This is a genomic window from Mesorhizobium sp. YC-39, from assembly GCF_025753795.1.
Taxonomy (GTDB): Bacteria; Pseudomonadota; Alphaproteobacteria; order Rhizobiales; family Rhizobiaceae; genus Mesorhizobium.
This window is the reverse complement of sequence record NZ_JAOWPS010000004.1, coordinates 601,036-617,090: the sequence shown is the minus strand read 5'-3', so window position 1 is coordinate 617,090 and position 16,055 is coordinate 601,036. Positions and strand designations below refer to the sequence as shown.

The following is a 16,055-nucleotide window of genomic DNA, read 5'->3' as shown; positions in this document are numbered from 1 at the left end:
TCGTCTGCCTATTCGGCCTTCTCGATCTGCCCGCGGATCTCGCCGTCCTTGTTAGCGGCGGTGTGGATGTTGATGTAATATTTGCCGGCCATCAGGTCGGCAGCCTGCGCGTCGGTCAGGGTCGCCGAACCCTTGAACGGGCTTTTCGGGGTCCCCTTGAACGGGATGACGACCCCGGCATTTTCACCCTTTGCGGCCGGACCGTGAATATGCTCCGCCGTCGCCGGCCCGCTGAGGCCGGCATATTTTACCGCCCAGCTGAGCCGTTTGGTGGCGGTGTCGAAGACGAGCGCGGCCGTGCCCTCGCCCTTCGTGGTAACAGGCGGGTTCTGCTGCGCGCCATCGAGCGTCGCCTTCATCTTCACCATGTCGGCCAGGGCCGGTGAAGCACACAGGATGGAAGCAGACATGGCCAGCGCCGAAAGCATCGGCGAAAGGGATTGAATGCGCATGGAAATCTCCGTTGTCCGGTAGCATCCGCCGAACCGGATACTACCGCCAAAACGCCTGTGCGAAACGGATGTTTCCGTGGTAACGCCTATTTTACATGCGAAAAGGGGCGGTTGCCCGCCCCTTTCCTCGATCTGCGGCCAAGCAGGCCTGCCTGATCGCCCTATTTGATCGCCCCTATTTAATGGCCTTGTCGGTGATGGCGGTCGTGTAGGCGCCAGTCGGCTGCTTGGCGATGATCTTCTGGTCGAGCAGCGCCTTGGCGGTGCGCTCGTAGGTCTCCGGATCGAGCTTGCCGTCGGCATTGTCGATCAGCTTGGCGACTTCGCCCATCATCCGCTTCTGGTGGTTCTCGTCCTGGCCGCCATTGTCCATGACGATGCCGGCCGCCTCATCGGAATTGTCGACGGCGTATTTCCAGCCCTTCATCGAGGCGCGCACGAAGCGCACCATCTTGTCCTCGAAGGCCGGATCCTTGAGCTTGTCTTCGGAAGCATAAAGCCCGTCCTCAAGCAGGTCGTTGCCCATCGCCGAATAGTTGAACACCGTCAGCTCTTCCGGCTTGTAGCCGGCGTCGATGAGCTGCCAGTATTCATTGTAGGTCATCACCGAGATGCAATCCGCCTGCTTCTGGATCAGCGGCTGCACGTCGAAGCTCTGCTTCAGCACGGTGACACCGTCCGGGCCGCCCTCGGTCTTCAGACCAAGCTTGTTCATCCAGGCGTAGAACGGATACTCATTGCCGAAGAACCAGACGCCGAGCGTATGGCCCTTGAAATCGGCTTCGGTCTTGATCGGGCCGTCCTTCGGGCAGACCAATTCCATGCCGGCCTTCTTGAACGGCTGGGCGATGTTGACCAGCGGCACGCCCTTTTCGCGGGCAGCCAGCGCGCCGCCCATCCAGTCGACGATGACGTCGGCGCCGCCGCCGGCGATCACCTGCTCCGGCGCAATGTCGGGACCGCCCGGCTTGATGTCGACGTCGAGGCCCTCGGCTTCGTAGAAGCCCTTGGCCTTGGCGACATAGTAGCCGGCGAACTGGGCCTGCGTGACCCATTTCAGCTGCAGCGTCACCTTGTCGGCCGCCATCGCCTGGAAAGCGGCCAGCGACATCGCGCCGGCCAGTACAGGAATAACAAGTCTTTTCATGTTTTTACCCTCTGAAGTTAGTGCCCTTAAACCCACCGCCCTATCCACCACGGACAGAGGGGTGCCAAAACGTGACGGCTCTCTCGAAAAGAGCGACCACGCCATAAAAGACCGAACCCGCAAGTGCTGCAACTGCGATTTCGGCCCAGACCATGTCGATGTTCATCCGCCCGACCTCCGTCGAAATCCGGAATCCCATGCCGACGACAGGCGTGCCGAAGAACTCGGCGACGATGGCGCCGATCAGCGCCAGTGTCGAATTGATCTTCAGCGCGTTGAAGATGAAGGGCGCCGCGGCCGGCAACCGGAGCTTGAACAGCGTCTGCCAGTAGCCCGACGCATAGGTGCGCATCAGGTCGCGCTCCATATGCCCGGAAGCAGCAAGCCCGGCGACGGTATTCACCAGCATCGGGAAGAAGGTCATGATGATGACGACGGCTGCCTTGGACTGCCAGTCGAAGCCGAACCACATGACCATGATGGGCGCCACACCGATGATGGGCAGCGCCGAGACCATGTTGCCGATCGGCAGCAGGCCACGGCGCAGAAAGGGAACGCGGTCTGCCAGGATGGCGGCGACGAAGCCAGCGGCATTGCCCACGACATAGCCAAAGATCACCGCCTTGAAGATGGTCTGCCTGACATCGGCGCCGAGCACTGGCAGCGAATTGGCGATACGGGCGCCGATGGCGCTTGGCGGCGGCAGCAGGATGAAGGGAATGCCCGCGCCTCTGGTGACCGCTTCCCAGATGATCAGGATCCAGGCGCCGAAGATAGCGGGGATGATCAGGCGCAAACCCGTCCGCGCCCATTTGGCGAGAGGACGCAATGAGGACAGCACGGCCACACAGCGCCAGCCAAGCAGCCAGCCAGCCGCCAACAACAGGAAATACGGCGCCAGTGCCGTGCCTTCGAAGCCGTTTATGCCCGTGATCAACAGCCAGGCGACCAGATGGGCGCCGACAAACAACACCACGGCCTCGGTGATTGGCGGTATCCTCACCATCGAGACCAGTGCCGCCAGCATGGCCAGGCCGAACGTCAGGGCCTTGGTTCCGAGATAGGGATAGGTGAAGCTTCCCGTCGGGTCCGCCAGCGCCGTCGCTTCCGGCTTCGTCATCGCGCCGAGCGCGATGGCGATCAGGCAAAGCAGGATCGCCAACACCGCCTGCCAGGAGGGTTTCAGCCAGTTCATGCCGGCCTCCCGCCCATGGCGCGGTCGACGAGGCGCCCGGCAATGCCGACCACCATGACGAGCAGCGCGGCCACCACGGAGCCGGCGACCAGCGCCGACCAGATGTCGATGGTCTGGCTGTAATAGGCGCCGGCAAGCAGCTTGGCGCCGATGCCGGCGACGGCACCCGTCGGCAGTTCACCGACGATGGCGCCGACCAGGCTCGCCGCCACCGCCACCTTCATCGAGGTGAACAGGAACGGCACCGAAGCCGGCACGCGCAATTTCCAGAAGGTCTGTGCGCGGCTGGCATTATAGGTGTGCATCAAGTCGAGATGCGTGATTTCCGGTGAGCGCAGCCCTTTCACCATGCCGACCGCCACCGGGAAGAATGACAGATAGGTCGAAATCAGCGCCTTGGGGATCAGCCCGGTGATGCCGATCGCCGCCAGCACGACGATGATCATCGGCGCCACCGCCAGGATCGGAATGGTCTGCGAGGCGATGATCCACGGCATCAGGCTGCGGTCGAGCGTCGCCACATGCACGATGCCGACGGCAATGACGATGCCGAGCGTCGTGCCGAAGGCGAAGCCTAGCAGCGTCGACGACAGCGTCACCCAGGCATTGTAGACGAGACTGCGGCTCGAGGTGACGCTGCGCAGGAAGGTGTTTTCGAAAAAATTCACCGCCACCTGATGCGGCGCCGGCAGCGTTGGCTTGGGCTGCGCCAGCGTCTTGCCAATGAATTCGACGACGCCGGGCGTCTCATTGGCGCGCCGGTCGAGATCGCGCTGGAACGGCGTGTTAAGGATGACGGCGAAGACATACCAGACCACCACGATGCCCACGAGGATCGAGGTCACGGGGATGATCTTGTCGCGGAAGGAGTCTATCACGAGTACTCCCCTTCTTTCCCCAGCGGGAGAGAGCGGCGATACCCGTTCTTCGTCATCCTAGGGCGAAGCAAGGAGCGAAGCGACGCGGCGCAGACCCTAGGATCCATGCCGTTACCTCGCGGCTCCGCAACGGTGCGGAATATGGCTTGCCTCGCAGACATTCCAAACCGTTTGCGCCATTCGATTAGTGTCACGGCATGGATCCTAGGGTCTGCGCAGGTCGCTTCGCGCCTGCTTCGCCCTAGGATGACGAAGGCATAGTCAGCCGCTCGCTGGTGAGGGCGCTCAATCCTCATAGCTGTGCCCGGCGTGGAGGCCGTCGCGCACGCGCGCCGCGATTGCCAGGAACTCCGGCGTTTCGCGGATATGGAGCGGTCGCTCTTTCGGCAGCGTCGATTCGATGACGTCGCTGACGCGGCCCGGTCGCGGCGACATGACGACGATCCGGGTCGACAGATAAACCGCCTCGGGAATCGAGTGCGTGACGAAGCAGATGGTCTTGTTGGTGCGCTCCCACAGTTCCAGAAGCTGCTTGTTGAGATGGTCGCGCACGATCTCGTCCAGCGCGCCGAACGGCTCGTCCATCAACAGCAGATCGGCGTCGAAGGCGAGCGCCCGCGCGATCGAGGCGCGCTGCTGCATGCCGCCCGAAAGCTGCCAGGGATATTTCTTCTCGAAGCCCGAGAGGTTGACGAGGTCGAGCGTGCGCTTGATGCGTTCGACCTGCTCCGCCTTGGAGAGACCGATGATCTCCAGAGGCAGCGCCACATTGCGCTCGATCGAGCGCCAGGGAAACAGCGCGGCCGCCTGGAACACATAGCCGTAAGCACGCTTTTCGCGCGCCTGCTCCGGTGTCATGCCGTTGACGGAGATACTGCCCGATGTCGGCTTCTCCAGATCGGCGATGACCCTGAGCAAGGTCGTCTTGCCGCAGCCGGACGGGCCGATGAAGGAGACGAACTCGCCTTTGCCGATGGTCAGGTCGACATCGGTCAGCGCCTGCACGGGGCCGTCGTTGGTCTGGAAGGTAAGGCCGAGCTTGCTTGCCGAAACGACGGCTGGCGACTGTCCCGTCATCGGCTGCAGCCTGCCTTGCCGTTGCCCTGCCGTGGCGACGGAAATCCTGTTGATTTTGCGATTGTGTTGCTTTCCACTCGCCCCGTCCTGTTGACCCTTGTCCCATTCGTCAGACGCCCGGAGTGTTCCCGATGTCGCCCAAACCCACTTGTCACCTTATCCGCCCTGAAAGCACTTATGAAGGCAAGCAGGGGCTGACTTATTTCGCCGGCATTGCCACGGAGTCGGTCGGCTCCTCCGGCATATGCATGCATGTGCTCACCATGCCGCCTGGCGCGCGCGCCAAGGCGCACATGCACGAAAACCACGAAACGGCGATCTATGTGCTCTCCGGCGAAGTCCATACCTGGTACGGCGACCGGCTCGAGCATCATATCGTCGTCAAGGCTGGCGACCTGTTCTACATCCCCGCCGGCGTGCCGCATCTGCCCGCCAATCTGAGCGGGGCACCCTCTTCCGCGGTCATTGCCCGCACCGATCCTAACGAGCAGGAAAGCGTCGTCCTGCTGCCGGAACTGGATGCGCTGGTCGCCTGAGGCGAAAACCAAGCAGCTCAAACCCCGGTCGCCGGAATACCTGTGCGTTCCACCTTGCGCGGCGCGGAAATCTCCTTCCACGTCGACAGTGCCCGGTTGATCGCCGCGTTCGGCTCGCGGCCGACGAACTCGCCATGGCCAGGCTTGGCCTTGACCTCGGCCTCCTCGATCGACAATTCGCCGCGCGAGAAGACGAAGCGCGGCAGGCCGGTCACCTCAAAACCCTCGAAGACGTTGTAGTCGATCACCGATTGCTGCTTCTTGGCCGTGATCTTCTTCTTGCGCTTTGGGTCCCAGACGAGGATGTCGGCATCCGCGCCTTCGACAATGGCGCCCTTCTTCGGATACATGTTGAGGATCTTGGCGATGTTGGTCGAGGTTACCGCGACGAACTCGTTCATCGTCAGCCGGCCGGTGTTGACGCCGGTGGTCCACAGCATCGGCAAGCGGTCCTCGAGCCCGCCCGTGCCGTTCGGGATCTTGGTGAAATCGCCGACGCCGTTGCGCTTTTGGCTGGTGGTGAAGGCGCAATGGTCGGTCGCCACCACTTGCAGCGATCCGGCCTGCAGGCCGGCCCACAGCGAGTCCTGATGCAGCTTGTTGCGGAAGGGCGGGCTCATCACGCGGCGCGCCGCATGGTCCCAGTCCTTGTTGAAATACTCGCTCTCGTCGAGCGTCAGATGCTGGATCAGCGGCTCGCCGAACACGCGCATGCCTTTCTGGCGTGCGCGACGAATGGCTTCGTGGCTCTGCTCGCAGGAGACATGCACGACATAGAGCGGCACACCGGCCATGTCGGCGATCATGATGGCGCGGTTGGTCGCCTCGCCTTCCACATCCGGCGGTCGCGAATAAGCATGCCCCTCCGGGCCATTGTTGCCGGCGGCCAGCAGCTTCTGCGAGAGGGCCGCGACGACGTCACCGTTCTCGGCATGGACCAGCGGCAGCGCGCCAAGATCGGCGCAGCGCTGGAACGATGCATACATTTCGTCGTCGTCGACCATCAGCGCGCCCTTGTAGGCCATGAAATGCTTGAACGAGGTGATGCCCTTGTCGACGACGGTCGCCATCTCGTCGAACACCTGCTTGCCCCACCAGGTGATCGCCATATGGAAGGAATAGTCGCAGGCAGCCTTCGACGTCTTGTTGTCCCACATCTGCAACGCCTCGAGCAGCGACTGCTGCGGCGAAGGCAGGCAGAAATCGACCACCATCGTCGTGCCGCCCGACAAGGCCGCGCGCGTGCCGCTCTCGAAATCGTCGGCCGAATAGGTGCCCATGAACGGCATTTCGAGATGGGTGTGCGGATCGATCCCGCCCGGCATCACATAACAGCCAGTGGCGTCGAACTCATGATCGCCATGCAGGTTGGAACCAATGGCGACGATCTTGCCGTGCTGCATCAGCACGTCGGCCTTCCATGTGCGGTCGGCGGTGACGATGGTGCCGTTCCGGATGACTTTGGTCATTTTCTTGTTCCCTTGTTCTCCTCGCGCTTCTTGTGAGCGGCGTTTGAAATCCGAATTTCTAGTTCACTCCACGATAACAGCCGTCTCAACCACCGCATGGAACAGCACGTCGGCGCCGGCGGCCGCCCATTCCTTGGTGATCTCCTCGGCCTCGTTGTGGCTGAGCCCATCGACGCAAGGGCACATCACCATCGCCGTCGGCGCGACACGGTTGATCCAGCAGGCATCGTGGCCGGCGCCGGAGACGATGTTGCGATGCGTATAACCCAGGCGCTCTGCCGCATCCCGCACCGCCTTGACGCAGTTCTTGTCGAAGGTGACGGGATCGAAATGGCCAACCTGCTCGATCGCATACTTGATGTCGAGCGCATCGCAGATCGTGTCGATGCCTTCGCGGATACGCCCGTCCATCGCGTCGAGCACTTCCTTTTCCGGCGAGCGGATGTCGATGGTGAAGACGGTGCGGCCGGCAATGATGTTGCGCGAATTGGGATAGACCTCCATATGGCCGACCGCGCCGACGGCGTCGGGCTGGTAGTCCATGGCGATCTCGTGCACCAGCTCGATGACCCGCGCCATGCCGAGCCCGGCATTGCGGCGCTTGGGCATCGGCGTCGAGCCGGTATGCGCCTCCTTGCCGGTCAGCGTCACTTGCAGCCACTTCAATCCCTGGCCATGAGTAACGACGCCGATATCGATGCCTTCGTCCTCGAGGATCGGCCCCTGCTCGATATGCAGTTCGAAGAAAGCGTGGATCTTGCGCTCGCCGACCTTCTCGGTGCCCTTCCAGCCAATGCGTTCGAGCTCCTCGCCGAATTTCTTGCCGTCCTTGTCGACATGCTCGTAGACGTCAGCCTGGTCGAGCACGCCGGCGAAGACGCCTGACGCCATCATGGCCGGCGCAAAGCGCGCGCCCTCTTCGTTGGTCCAGTTGGTGACGACGATCGGATGCTTGGTCCTGATGTCGAGATCGTTGAGCGAGCGGATGATCTCCAGCCCGCCGAGCACGCCGAGCACGCCGTCATACTTGCCGCCGGTCGGCTGCGTGTCGAGATGGCTGCCGACATAGACCGGCGGCAATTCAGGGTCGGTGCCTTCGCGGCGGGCAAACATCGTACCCATCTCGTCGAGGCCCATCTCAAGCCCGGCCGCCTCGCACCAGCGCTTGAACAGGTGCCGCCCCTCGCCGTCTTCGTCGGTCACCGTCTGGCGATTGTTGCCGCCGGCAATGCCGGGGCCAATCTTCGCCATCTCCATGATCGAATCCCACAAACGGTCTGAATTCACTCGCAGATTCTCGCCGGGGGCGGCCATTTAAAACCTCTTCGATTGCGCGGCCACCCTCCCCTCGAGGGGGAGGGATATCCGCGCCCAGTTTCTCAATCGATCGACCTCAGCACATCCCGCACATGGTCGATCAATTCGTTGATCTGGCCCTTGGTGATGATCAGCGGCGGCGACAGCGCGATGATGTCGCCGGTGGTGCGGATCAGCGCGCCGCGCTCGAACGCCTTGACGAAGGCCGAGAAGGCCCGCTTGGTCGGCTGACCGGCGATCGGCGCCAACTCGATCGCGCCGATCAGGCCGATGTTCCTGATATCGATGACGTTTGGCTCGCCCTTCAGCGAATGCAGCGCGTCTTCCCAGTAAGGCGCCAGTTCCTCGCCGCGGGTCAACAGCCCCTCTTCCTTGTAGGTGTCGAGCGTGCCGAGTGCGGCAGCACACGCGATCGGATTGCCCGAATAGGTGTAGCCGTGGAAGAACTCGATCATATGCTCGGGGCCGGTCATGAAGGCGTCGTGGATCTCCTTCTTGACGAACACCGCGCCCATCGGGATGACGCCATTGGAGACGCCCTTGGCCGTCGTCATGATGTCGGGCGTGACTCCGAAATAGTCGGCGGCGAATGGCGCGCCGAGGCGGCCGAAACCGGTAATGACCTCATCGAAGATCAACAGGATGCCGTGCTTGGTGCAGATCTCGCGCAGCTTTTGCAAATAGCCCTTGGGCGGCAGGATGACGCCGGTGGAACCGGCTACCGGCTCGACGATGACGGCCGCGATGGTCGAGGCATCGTGCAGGGCAACGATGCGCTCCAGCTCGTTGGCCAGTTCCGCGCCGTGTTCGGGAACGCCCTTCGAGAAGGCGTTTTTCTCCGGCAGATGCGTGTGTGGCATGTGGTCGACGCCGCCGAGCAGCGTGCCGAACATCTTGCGGTTGGTGACGATGCCGCCGACCGAAATGCCACCGAAATTGACGCCGTGGTAGCCGCGCTCGCGGCCGATCAGGCGGGTGCGCGAACCCTCGCCTTTGGCACGGTGATAGGCGATCGCCATCTTCAGCGCGGTGTCGACCGATTCCGAACCGGAATTGGTGAAGAACACATGGTCCATGCCCTTCGGCGCGATGTCGACCAGCCGGTTCGCCAGTTCGAAGACGATCGGGTGGCCCATCTGGAAGGCCGGCGCATAGTCGAGCTCGGCCGCCTGGTGCTGGATCGCCTCGGTGATCTTCGGCCGGCAATGGCCGGCATTGACGCACCAGAGTCCAGCGGTGCCATCCAGCACCTTGCGGCCGTCGCTCGTCGTGTAATGCATGTCCTTGGCGGACACGAACATGCGCGGCGCCTGCTTGAACTGCCGGTTTGCCGTGAACGGCATCCAGAATGCGCTGAGATCGTTCGGCGTGACTTTCAGCCGGTTGGACATGACCAAGACTTCCCCTTGTAACCTGTTTCGGTGCGGCTAACGCTTGGTCTTCCCAACACTTGGTCTCAGCAGCGTTTTCGTGCTACGCAAATTTTGACCGATTGGACAAACGTTAGCACCGCCGTGTCGGCGGTCAAGGGACTACTAGCGGAAATGCGGCATCGGAAGCGCGCTCCACAGGCCGGGGAAAAACTGGTCCAGAGAATTGGTCCAGATGGGCCTCGGCGCGGCGGCGCGCAAGGGTGACGGACGCCATGGAAGGCTCAGCTCCCCGCCGCACCCGCATCCAGCAGGAAAAGCGCGAACTCATCCTGGAAGCCGCGCTCGAAGTCTTCTCCACCAACGGCTTTCGCGGCTCGACCATCGACCAGATCGCTGAAGCCGCAGGAATGTCGAAGCCGAACCTGCTCTACTATTTCCGCCGCAAGGAAGACATTCACGAGACGCTGATGGAGCGGCTGCTCCAGACCTGGCTAGCGCCGCTGCGCGAACTCGACGACATCGGCGATCCCCTCACCGAATTGCGCAGCTATATCAGGCGCAAGCTCGAAATGGCGCGCGATTTCCCCAGGGAAAGCCGGCTGTTCGCCAACGAGATCCTGCAGGGCGCGCCGCGCATCATGCCGCTGCTGGAAGGCGAGCTGAAGACGCTGGTCGATGAGAAGGCCGCCGTCATCAAGGGCTGGATGCGGGCCGGCAAGATTGCGCGCACCGACCCGTGGCACCTGATCTTCTCGATCTGGGCGACGACGCAGCACTATGCCGATTTCGACGTCCAGGTTCGCGCCGTGCTCGGCGCCGACCGCGGCGGCGACGGCCGCTTCGAGGATGCCGCGCGGTTCCTGGAGCAATTGTTCATCGACGGGCTGAAGCCGAAGAGCTAGCTCTCGGCGGAAGTCACGCGCTGCGCCGCTCGGCCGGGAGCGCGTCGAGCAGCCCCTGCAATTTTGCGATCGAGTTCTGCTCGGCGAGCGGCGTGTAGACGATCAGCCGCATGTCGGAGCCATCGTCGATCGAAAGGCTCATATGCTCGAAGGTCATGCCGCCTGCCGTCGGATGCCTGACATGCTTCACACCCGACAGTTTACGAGCCACATCGCGCAGCGGCCACCAGGCACGAAACTCCGGACTTGAGCGCGTCATCAGCGCGATCAGCCGTTCGAAATCAGCATCGCCGACATATCTGGCGCTTTCCGCCCGGAACGACGCGATCACGGCGCGCGCCAGTTCTTCCCAATCGACAAGCAGGCGGCGATGGTGCGGACTGGCGAACACCATGTGGACGATGTTGCGGGCGTCACCTTCCAGCAGGCCATAGTCGCCGAAAACGGCTACGGCCGCCGGGTTCCAGGCCAGCACGTCCCAGCGGCGGCCGACGACATAGGCCGGCTGCAGGACGAGGCTCTGCAGCATGTGCAGCAAGGGACCATCGACTTTTTCCGGCGCCGCCATGCGATGCTCCGGCTGCTGACGGCCGGCGAGAATGAACAGATGCCGGCTCTCAGCCGCGTCGAGGCGCAGCGCCTCGCAGAGCGCCGTCAGCACTTCCACCGAGGGCCTGACGTCCCTGCCCTGTTCCAGCCAGGTGTACCAGGTGGTGCCGACGCCGGCGATCATCGCCACCTCCTCGCGCCGCAGCCCCGGCGTGCGCCGCCTTTGGCCGGCCGCGATGCCGGTGGCCTGCGGCGAAAGCCGTTCGCGGCGCGAGCGCAGAAACGCGCCAAGCTCGCGCCGGCGGCTGTCTTCGGGGGTGGAAGCATCCATCACGTCATTATAGCAGTATTGATACCAGGATAAAGTTTGAACTGTTTGTGCCGCGCCCGACGGGCCTATCTTGCGTTCAGAGCGAAATATGGAGGCTCTGAACATGGAACTGAAAGACAAGACTGTCCTCATCACCGGATCGACGGACGGCGTCGGCCGCGTCGTCGCGGAGTGGCTCGGCGCCGGCGGCGCGCATGTCCTGGTGCATGGCCGCGATGCAACAAGAGGCAAGGCGACCGTCGCCGCGATCGAAACCGCGGGCGGCAAAGCCGAGCTGCTCGTCGCCGATATCTCGTCGCTGGCCGAGGTCCGCCGCCTGGCCACGGCCGTGCGCGCAAAAACCAGCCGGCTCGACATCCTCATCAACAATGCCGGCATCGGCACCGCTGGCACCAAACGGCAGGTCAGCGCCGATGGCTACGAGTTGCGCTTCGCCGTCAACTACCTCGCCGGTTTCCTGCTGACATCGGAGCTTTTGCCGCTGCTCGAGGCAAGTGCACCGGCGCGCATCCTCAACGTGGCTTCGGCCGGGCAGCAAGCGATCGATTTCGACGACGTCATGCTGACCCATGGCTATAGCGGGGTTCGCGCCTACTGCCAGAGCAAACTGGCGCAGATCCTTTTCACCATCGACCTGGCGCAACAGCTCAAAGGAACCGGCGTCACCGTCAATGCCCTGCACCCCGCGAGCTACATGAACACCACCATGGTCCGGCAGGCAGGCGTCACGCCATGGAGCTCGGTCGAAACCGGCGCCGAAGCCATCCTCAACCTTGCTGTATCGCCTGACCTCGAAGGGCGGACCGGTCTCTATTTCGACGGCCTGCGGGAATCGCGCGCCGACGCCCAGGCCTATGACGAAACGGCCAGGCAGCAACTGCGAAAGCTGAGCCTCGACCTGATCGAATCCCTCACACCGAAGGAACAGCATCCATGAGCGAGAAAATCCAGCATACCGTCATCATCGGCGGCTCTTCCGGCATCGGCCTTGCCACGGCGCGCAAATTGCTTGGCCCGGGCATGAAGGTGACCATTACCGGTCGCAACCCGGAGAAGCTCAAGGGCGCTTGGCACAGCCTTGGCGGCGCTGTCGAAAAGGTGGCCTTCGATGCCGCAAAGCCTGACGAGGTCCGCCAGTTCTTTGATGCAATCGGCCCGTTCGATCATCTTGTGCTGGCCGCCAGCGGCGGCAAGGGACTTGGCCCGTTCGAAACGCTTGACCTGGCCGACATCGGCGGCGGCGTCGACGAGAAAGTCCTGCCGCAATTGTCCTGCTTGCAAGCCGCCTTGCCGACGCTGAACAAGAGCGGCTCGGCCACCTTCATCTCGGCGGTATCAGCGCAACTGTCGGCACCGGGCGTCGCGGGCATCGCCGCCGTCAACGGCATGCTTTTGACAGTGGTGCCGATCCTGGCGATGGAGTTGAAGCCGTTGCGCGTCAACGTCGTGGCGCCCGGCGTCATCGACACGCCGTGGTGGGACTTTTTGGCCGAAGAGCAGCGCCAGGCGATCTTCGCCGACTATGCCGGCAAGACCCCGGTCGGCCGCATCGGCCGCGCCGAGGACGTCGCCAGCGCGATCGCATTCCTCGTTTCCAATGGCTTCATGACCGGCCAGGTGCTGACCTGTGACGGCGGTCTGCGCTTTGCGGCGTGACTCGTCAAAGCGCCTGTCCCATCAGCGAAAGGAACCCACCGGCCAGCGCGACATTGGCCACAAAGCCGTTGATGCGGGCGGCGCGCTCCGGGCCCTGATGATCCCAGAAATTGTCGAACATCAGCGTTGCCACGATAAGGAACAGGATGAGCGCCGCCGCGGCGACGGCAATCCACAAACCTGCCAGCACCAGTACCCCAGCGACGACCTGCACGACGATGCCGGCCCACAGCGCCAACCGCGCCAGCGGGACGCCGCGCGCTGCCATCAACTGGGTCAGGAAGGCCTGGTTCTGGATGTTGCGCAGGCCGGCAAAGACAAAGGCGCCGCCGAGCAACAGGCGGGCTGCAAACAGAATCTCATTCTCAAAATTTGCAAACATGTTCTTGATCTCCAAATGAAAACGGGCGCGCGGGTCGCGCGCCCGTTTCGGCTGATCAGGCAGCCTTGGCCGCCGGCATCGGGTGAAGGGCGTGGAATGGGACGCAAAGCCGGTTCCAGGTGTTGATCATGCCGATCGCCACCGACAGCTTGACCAGTTCCTCTTCCGAGAAATGCTCGAGCGTCCTGGCATAGAGTTCGTCCGAAACACCGTTGTCGGCGATCTTGGTCACCGCTTCGGTCCAGGCGAAGGCAGCGCGTTCGCGCTCGGAAAACAGCGGCGATTCCTTCCAGGCTGAAACGAGGTAAAGTCGTTGCTCGGTCTCACCGTCGCGCCTGGCCTCGCGGCTGTGCATCTCGACGCAGTAGGAACAGCCATTGATCTGCGATGCCCTGAGCTTGATCAGATGCAACAGGCTTTGCTCCAGCCCGCATTCGTCGACCGCCTTGCTGAGCGCCGACACCGCCTTCATGATCTCCGGCGCCTTGGCGAAGAATTGCAGCCTCTGTTTCATCGTCTTTCCTTTCACATCTGTTTTGGGTGTTGAGGGTTGGAACTGGATTTCTGCGGCCGCTGGTGGCGCGCCACGAACGCGCAGCTTGCGGCAAGCGATCTCGGATCGCCTTCTGCCGCGTAGCTCGCCACGATGTCGGACAGACTGGTTTCGGCAAGTGCTGCGCGATAGGCGCGCTCGGCCTTCAGCATCGCGGCGTTGATGCCGCAGAGTTTGACATAGGCCGACGCATCGAGCTTGACCGGACCGTTGCGGCGGATCTCGCCACAGCGAAACGCCGGTTCGCGCCCTTCGACGGCGAGCACAATATCGAGCAGCGTGATGCGTTCCGCCGCCCGCGCCAGGCGGTAGCCACCCGCGGGACCCGGCACCGATTCCAGGATGCGCGCCGCCGTCAGCATGTTGAGATGCTTCAGGAGATAGCTCGGCGATAGGCCGAAGGCTTCGGCCAGGGCCGCGCCGGGCATGGTGCTATTGCCCTCGACGCTGGCCAGCGTGGCCGCGCAGTGGATGGCTGCTTCAACGCCCTCGCCCAGCTTCATGGTGTTGATCTCCAATTCATGGATATCTTTTATCGTGGATAATTCTTATCTGCAATAGGAAAAATGGAGAGGTTCTGGACTTTCGCGACGGTGATGTCGGTATCGTTGGTGCTGCGGGAAGCTGAGGAACTCGTCGCGCATTTCCTGGAAAGGTGGCGCTGCCCCTCATTGCCCTGCCGGGCATTTCTCCCCGTATAGAGACGGGGAGAAAGATGCCGTCGCGGATGGTTTCGCCATCGCCAGCCTTGCAAGAAAGGGCGCCTAGGGCGCCGCAGCTTGCCTTCTCCCCGTTTACGGGGAGAAGGTGCCCGAAGGGCGGATGAGGGGCGGCGCTGACCTCTGAAATCCAAGCGTTGCGCACATGCAAAATCGCCCGATGCGGATGCACAGGGCGATTTAAGCTAAACCGCGAAGAAGAACCCTACTCCGCCGCCACCTTGGCCATCGGGTTGTTCGGATGCGTCGTCCAGTTGGCGTAGACCGGCGATACCGGCTTGCCGGTGCGCTGGTCCATCACACCGACCGCCAGCGGCTCCATGGTGATGCAATTCTCGACCGGGCAGACATTGACGCACAGATTGCAGCCGACGCACTCGGCCTCGATCACCTCGAAATGCCGGACACCGTCGACCATGTTGGTGATCGCCTGGTGCGACGTGTCCTCGCAGGCGATGTGGCAGCGGCCGCATTTGATGCAGGCTTCCTGGTCGATATGCGCCTTGGCGACGTAATTGAGGTTGAGATACTGCCAGTCGGTGACGTTGGGCGTGGCGCGGCCGACGATGTCTTCGAGCGAGGCGTGGCCCTTCTCGTCCATCCAGTTTTCCAGGCCGGCGATCATCTCTTGCACGATCTTGAAACCATAGGTCATCGCCGCCGTGCAGACCTGCACATTGCCGGCGCCGAGCGCCATGAATTCGGCCGCATCGCGCCATGTGGTGATGCCGCCGATGCCTGAGATCGGCAGCCCATGCGTTTCCGGATCGCGCGCGATCTCGGCCACCATGTTCATGGCGATCGGCTTCACCGCCGGGCCGCAATAGCCGCCATGCGAACCCTTGCCGTCGATCGTCGGCTCCGGCGCGAAACTGTCGAGATTGACGCCGGTGATCGAATTGATGGTGTTGATCAACGACACCGCGTCGGTGCCGCCGGCGTGTGCCGCCCGCGCCGGCTTGCGGATATCGGTGATGTTGGGTGTCAGCTTGGTGATGACCGGCATGCGGGTGTTGGCCTTGCACCAGCGCACCACCATTTCGATATATTCCGGCACCTGGCCGACCGCGGCGCCCATGCCGCGCTCCGACATGCCGTGCGGACAGCCGAAATTGAGCTCGATGCCGTCGGCGCCGGTCTCCTCGACCACAGGCAGGATCGCCTTCCAGCTTTCCTCCACGCAGGGAACCATCAGCGAGACGACGATGGCACGGTCGGGCCAATCCTTCTTGACCTGCTTGATCTCGCGCAGATTGACCTGCAGGTCGCGGTCGGTGATCAGCTCGATGTTGTTGAGGCCGAGCAGGCGGCGGTCGGCGCCCCAGATCGCGCCGTAACGCGGACCGTTGACGTTGACCACCGGCGGCCCTTCTTCACCGAGCGTCTTCCACACCACGCCACCCCAGCCCGCCTTGAAGGCGCGGACGACGTTATAGGCCTTGTCGGTCGGCGGCGCCGAAGCCAGCCAGAACGGATTTGGCGATTTGATGCCGACGAAATTGTTTCTGATATCTGCCAT

General features: G+C 62.9%; 17 protein-coding genes. 4 read left to right on the top strand and 13 right to left on the bottom strand.

Going from position 1 to position 16,055, the window contains the following annotated elements:
- Window positions 1–8: 8 nt before the first annotated feature.
- From OHD62_RS24440 to OHD62_RS24420, 5 genes are all read right to left on the bottom strand, one after another.
- Entirely contained in the window at window positions 9–452 is a 444-nt protein-coding gene (locus OHD62_RS24440; protein ID WP_263788005.1) for a CHRD domain-containing protein, read from the bottom strand.
- Window positions 453–627: 175 nt separating this feature from the next.
- Entirely contained in the window at window positions 628–1,599 is a 972-nt protein-coding gene (locus OHD62_RS24435) for an ABC transporter substrate-binding protein (RefSeq protein ID WP_263788004.1), read from the bottom strand.
- A 40-nt stretch (window positions 1,600–1,639) separates the two neighbouring features.
- A complete protein-coding gene (locus OHD62_RS24430; RefSeq protein ID WP_263788002.1) occupies window positions 1,640–2,794 on the bottom strand; it encodes an ABC transporter permease in 1,155 nt (384 codons plus the stop codon).
- Entirely contained in the window at window positions 2,791–3,669 is an 879-nt protein-coding gene (locus OHD62_RS24425) for an ABC transporter permease (protein ID WP_263788552.1), read from the bottom strand. Before OHD62_RS24425 ends, OHD62_RS24430 begins: the two co-directional genes overlap by 4 nt.
- 288 nt (window positions 3,670–3,957) lie before the next feature.
- Window positions 3,958–4,749, bottom strand: coding sequence for an ABC transporter ATP-binding protein (locus OHD62_RS24420; RefSeq protein WP_263788000.1), 792 nt, complete (start codon window positions 4,747–4,749; stop codon window positions 3,958–3,960).
- Window positions 4,750–4,880: 131 nt separating this feature from the next.
- Between OHD62_RS24420 and OHD62_RS24415 the strand changes: the two genes are divergently transcribed.
- Window positions 4,881–5,285 carry a cupin domain-containing protein gene (locus tag OHD62_RS24415; protein WP_263787998.1) on the top strand — a complete coding sequence of 135 codons (405 nt, stop codon included), beginning with the start codon at window positions 4,881–4,883 and terminating at the stop codon, window positions 5,283–5,285.
- Window positions 5,286–5,302: 17 nt separating this feature from the next.
- On the opposite strand, the gene hydA is transcribed toward OHD62_RS24415, so the two are convergent.
- The 3 genes from hydA to OHD62_RS24400 all read right to left on the bottom strand — a co-directional run bounded on the left by hydA (window position 5,303) and on the right by OHD62_RS24400 (window position 9,462).
- A complete protein-coding gene (gene hydA, locus OHD62_RS24410) occupies window positions 5,303–6,754 on the bottom strand; it encodes a dihydropyrimidinase (protein ID WP_263787995.1) in 1,452 nt (483 codons plus the stop codon).
- A gap of 63 nt (window positions 6,755–6,817) precedes the next feature.
- Window positions 6,818–8,068: a Zn-dependent hydrolase gene (locus tag OHD62_RS24405; protein ID WP_263787994.1), complete on the bottom strand. Its 1,251-nt coding sequence runs from the start codon at window positions 8,066–8,068 to the stop codon at window positions 6,818–6,820.
- 65 nt (window positions 8,069–8,133) lie between these two features.
- The gene (locus OHD62_RS24400) at window positions 8,134–9,462 is read right to left on the bottom strand and encodes an aspartate aminotransferase family protein (RefSeq protein WP_263787992.1); all 1,329 of its coding nucleotides are present in this window, start codon (window positions 9,460–9,462) and stop codon (window positions 8,134–8,136) included.
- A 254-nt stretch (window positions 9,463–9,716) separates the two neighbouring features.
- Here OHD62_RS24400 and OHD62_RS24395 point away from each other — a divergent pair, with 254 nt between their 5' ends.
- The gene (locus tag OHD62_RS24395) at window positions 9,717–10,346 is read left to right on the top strand and encodes a TetR family transcriptional regulator C-terminal domain-containing protein (RefSeq protein WP_263787990.1); all 630 of its coding nucleotides are present in this window, start codon (window positions 9,717–9,719) and stop codon (window positions 10,344–10,346) included.
- Window positions 10,347–10,359: 13 nt separating this feature from the next.
- On the opposite strand, the gene OHD62_RS24390 is transcribed toward OHD62_RS24395, so the two are convergent.
- Complete coding sequence (locus OHD62_RS24390) at window positions 10,360–11,226, bottom strand: helix-turn-helix transcriptional regulator (RefSeq protein ID WP_263787988.1); 867 nt, start codon at window positions 11,224–11,226, stop codon at window positions 10,360–10,362.
- Window positions 11,227–11,329: 103 nt separating this feature from the next.
- On the opposite strand from OHD62_RS24390, the gene OHD62_RS24385 reads away from it, so the two are divergent.
- Together OHD62_RS24385 and OHD62_RS24380 are read left to right on the top strand one after the other, a co-directional pair.
- Window positions 11,330–12,163, top strand: coding sequence for an SDR family NAD(P)-dependent oxidoreductase (locus tag OHD62_RS24385; RefSeq protein WP_263787986.1), 834 nt, complete (start codon window positions 11,330–11,332; stop codon window positions 12,161–12,163).
- Window positions 12,160–12,882, top strand: a complete 723-nt coding sequence (locus OHD62_RS24380; RefSeq protein ID WP_263787984.1) for an SDR family oxidoreductase — start codon at window positions 12,160–12,162, stop codon at window positions 12,880–12,882. The genes OHD62_RS24385 and OHD62_RS24380 overlap by 4 nt, the downstream gene beginning before the upstream one ends.
- A 4-nt stretch (window positions 12,883–12,886) precedes the next feature.
- Here OHD62_RS24380 and OHD62_RS24375 read toward each other — a convergent pair whose 3' ends face one another.
- The 4 genes from OHD62_RS24375 to preA form a co-directional block, all read right to left on the bottom strand.
- Entirely contained in the window at window positions 12,887–13,264 is a 378-nt protein-coding gene (locus tag OHD62_RS24375; protein WP_263787982.1) for a DoxX family membrane protein, read from the bottom strand.
- 55 nt (window positions 13,265–13,319) lie between these two features.
- Window positions 13,320–13,778 (bottom strand): carboxymuconolactone decarboxylase family protein, encoded by a 459-nt coding sequence (locus OHD62_RS24370; protein ID WP_263787980.1) that lies wholly within the window; start codon window positions 13,776–13,778, stop codon window positions 13,320–13,322.
- Between the two features lie 11 nt (window positions 13,779–13,789).
- Entirely contained in the window at window positions 13,790–14,320 is a 531-nt protein-coding gene (locus OHD62_RS24365; RefSeq protein ID WP_263787978.1) for an RrF2 family transcriptional regulator, read from the bottom strand.
- 421 nt (window positions 14,321–14,741) lie between these two features.
- Window positions 14,742–16,055, bottom strand: coding sequence for an NAD-dependent dihydropyrimidine dehydrogenase subunit PreA (preA, locus tag OHD62_RS24360; protein WP_263787976.1), 1,314 nt, complete (start codon window positions 16,053–16,055; stop codon window positions 14,742–14,744).

What these genes read in the sequence shown, in the direction of transcription:
- OHD62_RS24395 (WP_263787990.1), top strand. Translation starts at nt 9,717, where the DNA reads ATGGAAGGCTCAGCTCCCCGCCGCACCCGCATCCAGCAGGAAAAGCGC.
- OHD62_RS24375 (WP_263787982.1), bottom strand. Translation starts at nt 13,264, where the DNA reads ATGTTTGCAAATTTTGAGAATGAGATTCTGTTTGCAGCCCGCCTGTTG.
- OHD62_RS24440 (WP_263788005.1), bottom strand. Translation starts at nt 452, where the DNA reads ATGCGCATTCAATCCCTTTCGCCGATGCTTTCGGCGCTGGCCATGTCT.
- hydA (WP_263787995.1), bottom strand. Translation starts at nt 6,754, where the DNA reads ATGACCAAAGTCATCCGGAACGGCACCATCGTCACCGCCGACCGCACA.
- OHD62_RS24365 (WP_263787978.1), bottom strand. Translation starts at nt 14,320, where the DNA reads ATGAAGCTGGGCGAGGGCGTTGAAGCAGCCATCCACTGCGCGGCCACG.
- OHD62_RS24415 (WP_263787998.1), top strand. Translation starts at nt 4,881, where the DNA reads ATGTCGCCCAAACCCACTTGTCACCTTATCCGCCCTGAAAGCACTTAT.
- OHD62_RS24370 (WP_263787980.1), bottom strand. Translation starts at nt 13,778, where the DNA reads ATGAAACAGAGGCTGCAATTCTTCGCCAAGGCGCCGGAGATCATGAAG.
- OHD62_RS24430 (WP_263788002.1), bottom strand. Translation starts at nt 2,794, where the DNA reads ATGAACTGGCTGAAACCCTCCTGGCAGGCGGTGTTGGCGATCCTGCTT.
- OHD62_RS24420 (WP_263788000.1), bottom strand. Translation starts at nt 4,749, where the DNA reads ATGACGGGACAGTCGCCAGCCGTCGTTTCGGCAAGCAAGCTCGGCCTT.
- OHD62_RS24400 (WP_263787992.1), bottom strand. Translation starts at nt 9,462, where the DNA reads ATGTCCAACCGGCTGAAAGTCACGCCGAACGATCTCAGCGCATTCTGG.
- OHD62_RS24385 (WP_263787986.1), top strand. Translation starts at nt 11,330, where the DNA reads ATGGAACTGAAAGACAAGACTGTCCTCATCACCGGATCGACGGACGGC.
- preA (WP_263787976.1), bottom strand. Translation starts at nt 16,055, where the DNA reads ATGGCAGATATCAGAAACAATTTCGTCGGCATCAAATCGCCAAATCCG.
- OHD62_RS24390 (WP_263787988.1), bottom strand. Translation starts at nt 11,226, where the DNA reads ATGGATGCTTCCACCCCCGAAGACAGCCGCCGGCGCGAGCTTGGCGCG.
- OHD62_RS24435 (WP_263788004.1), bottom strand. Translation starts at nt 1,599, where the DNA reads ATGAAAAGACTTGTTATTCCTGTACTGGCCGGCGCGATGTCGCTGGCC.
- OHD62_RS24405 (WP_263787994.1), bottom strand. Translation starts at nt 8,068, where the DNA reads ATGGCCGCCCCCGGCGAGAATCTGCGAGTGAATTCAGACCGTTTGTGG.
- OHD62_RS24380 (WP_263787984.1), top strand. Translation starts at nt 12,160, where the DNA reads ATGAGCGAGAAAATCCAGCATACCGTCATCATCGGCGGCTCTTCCGGC.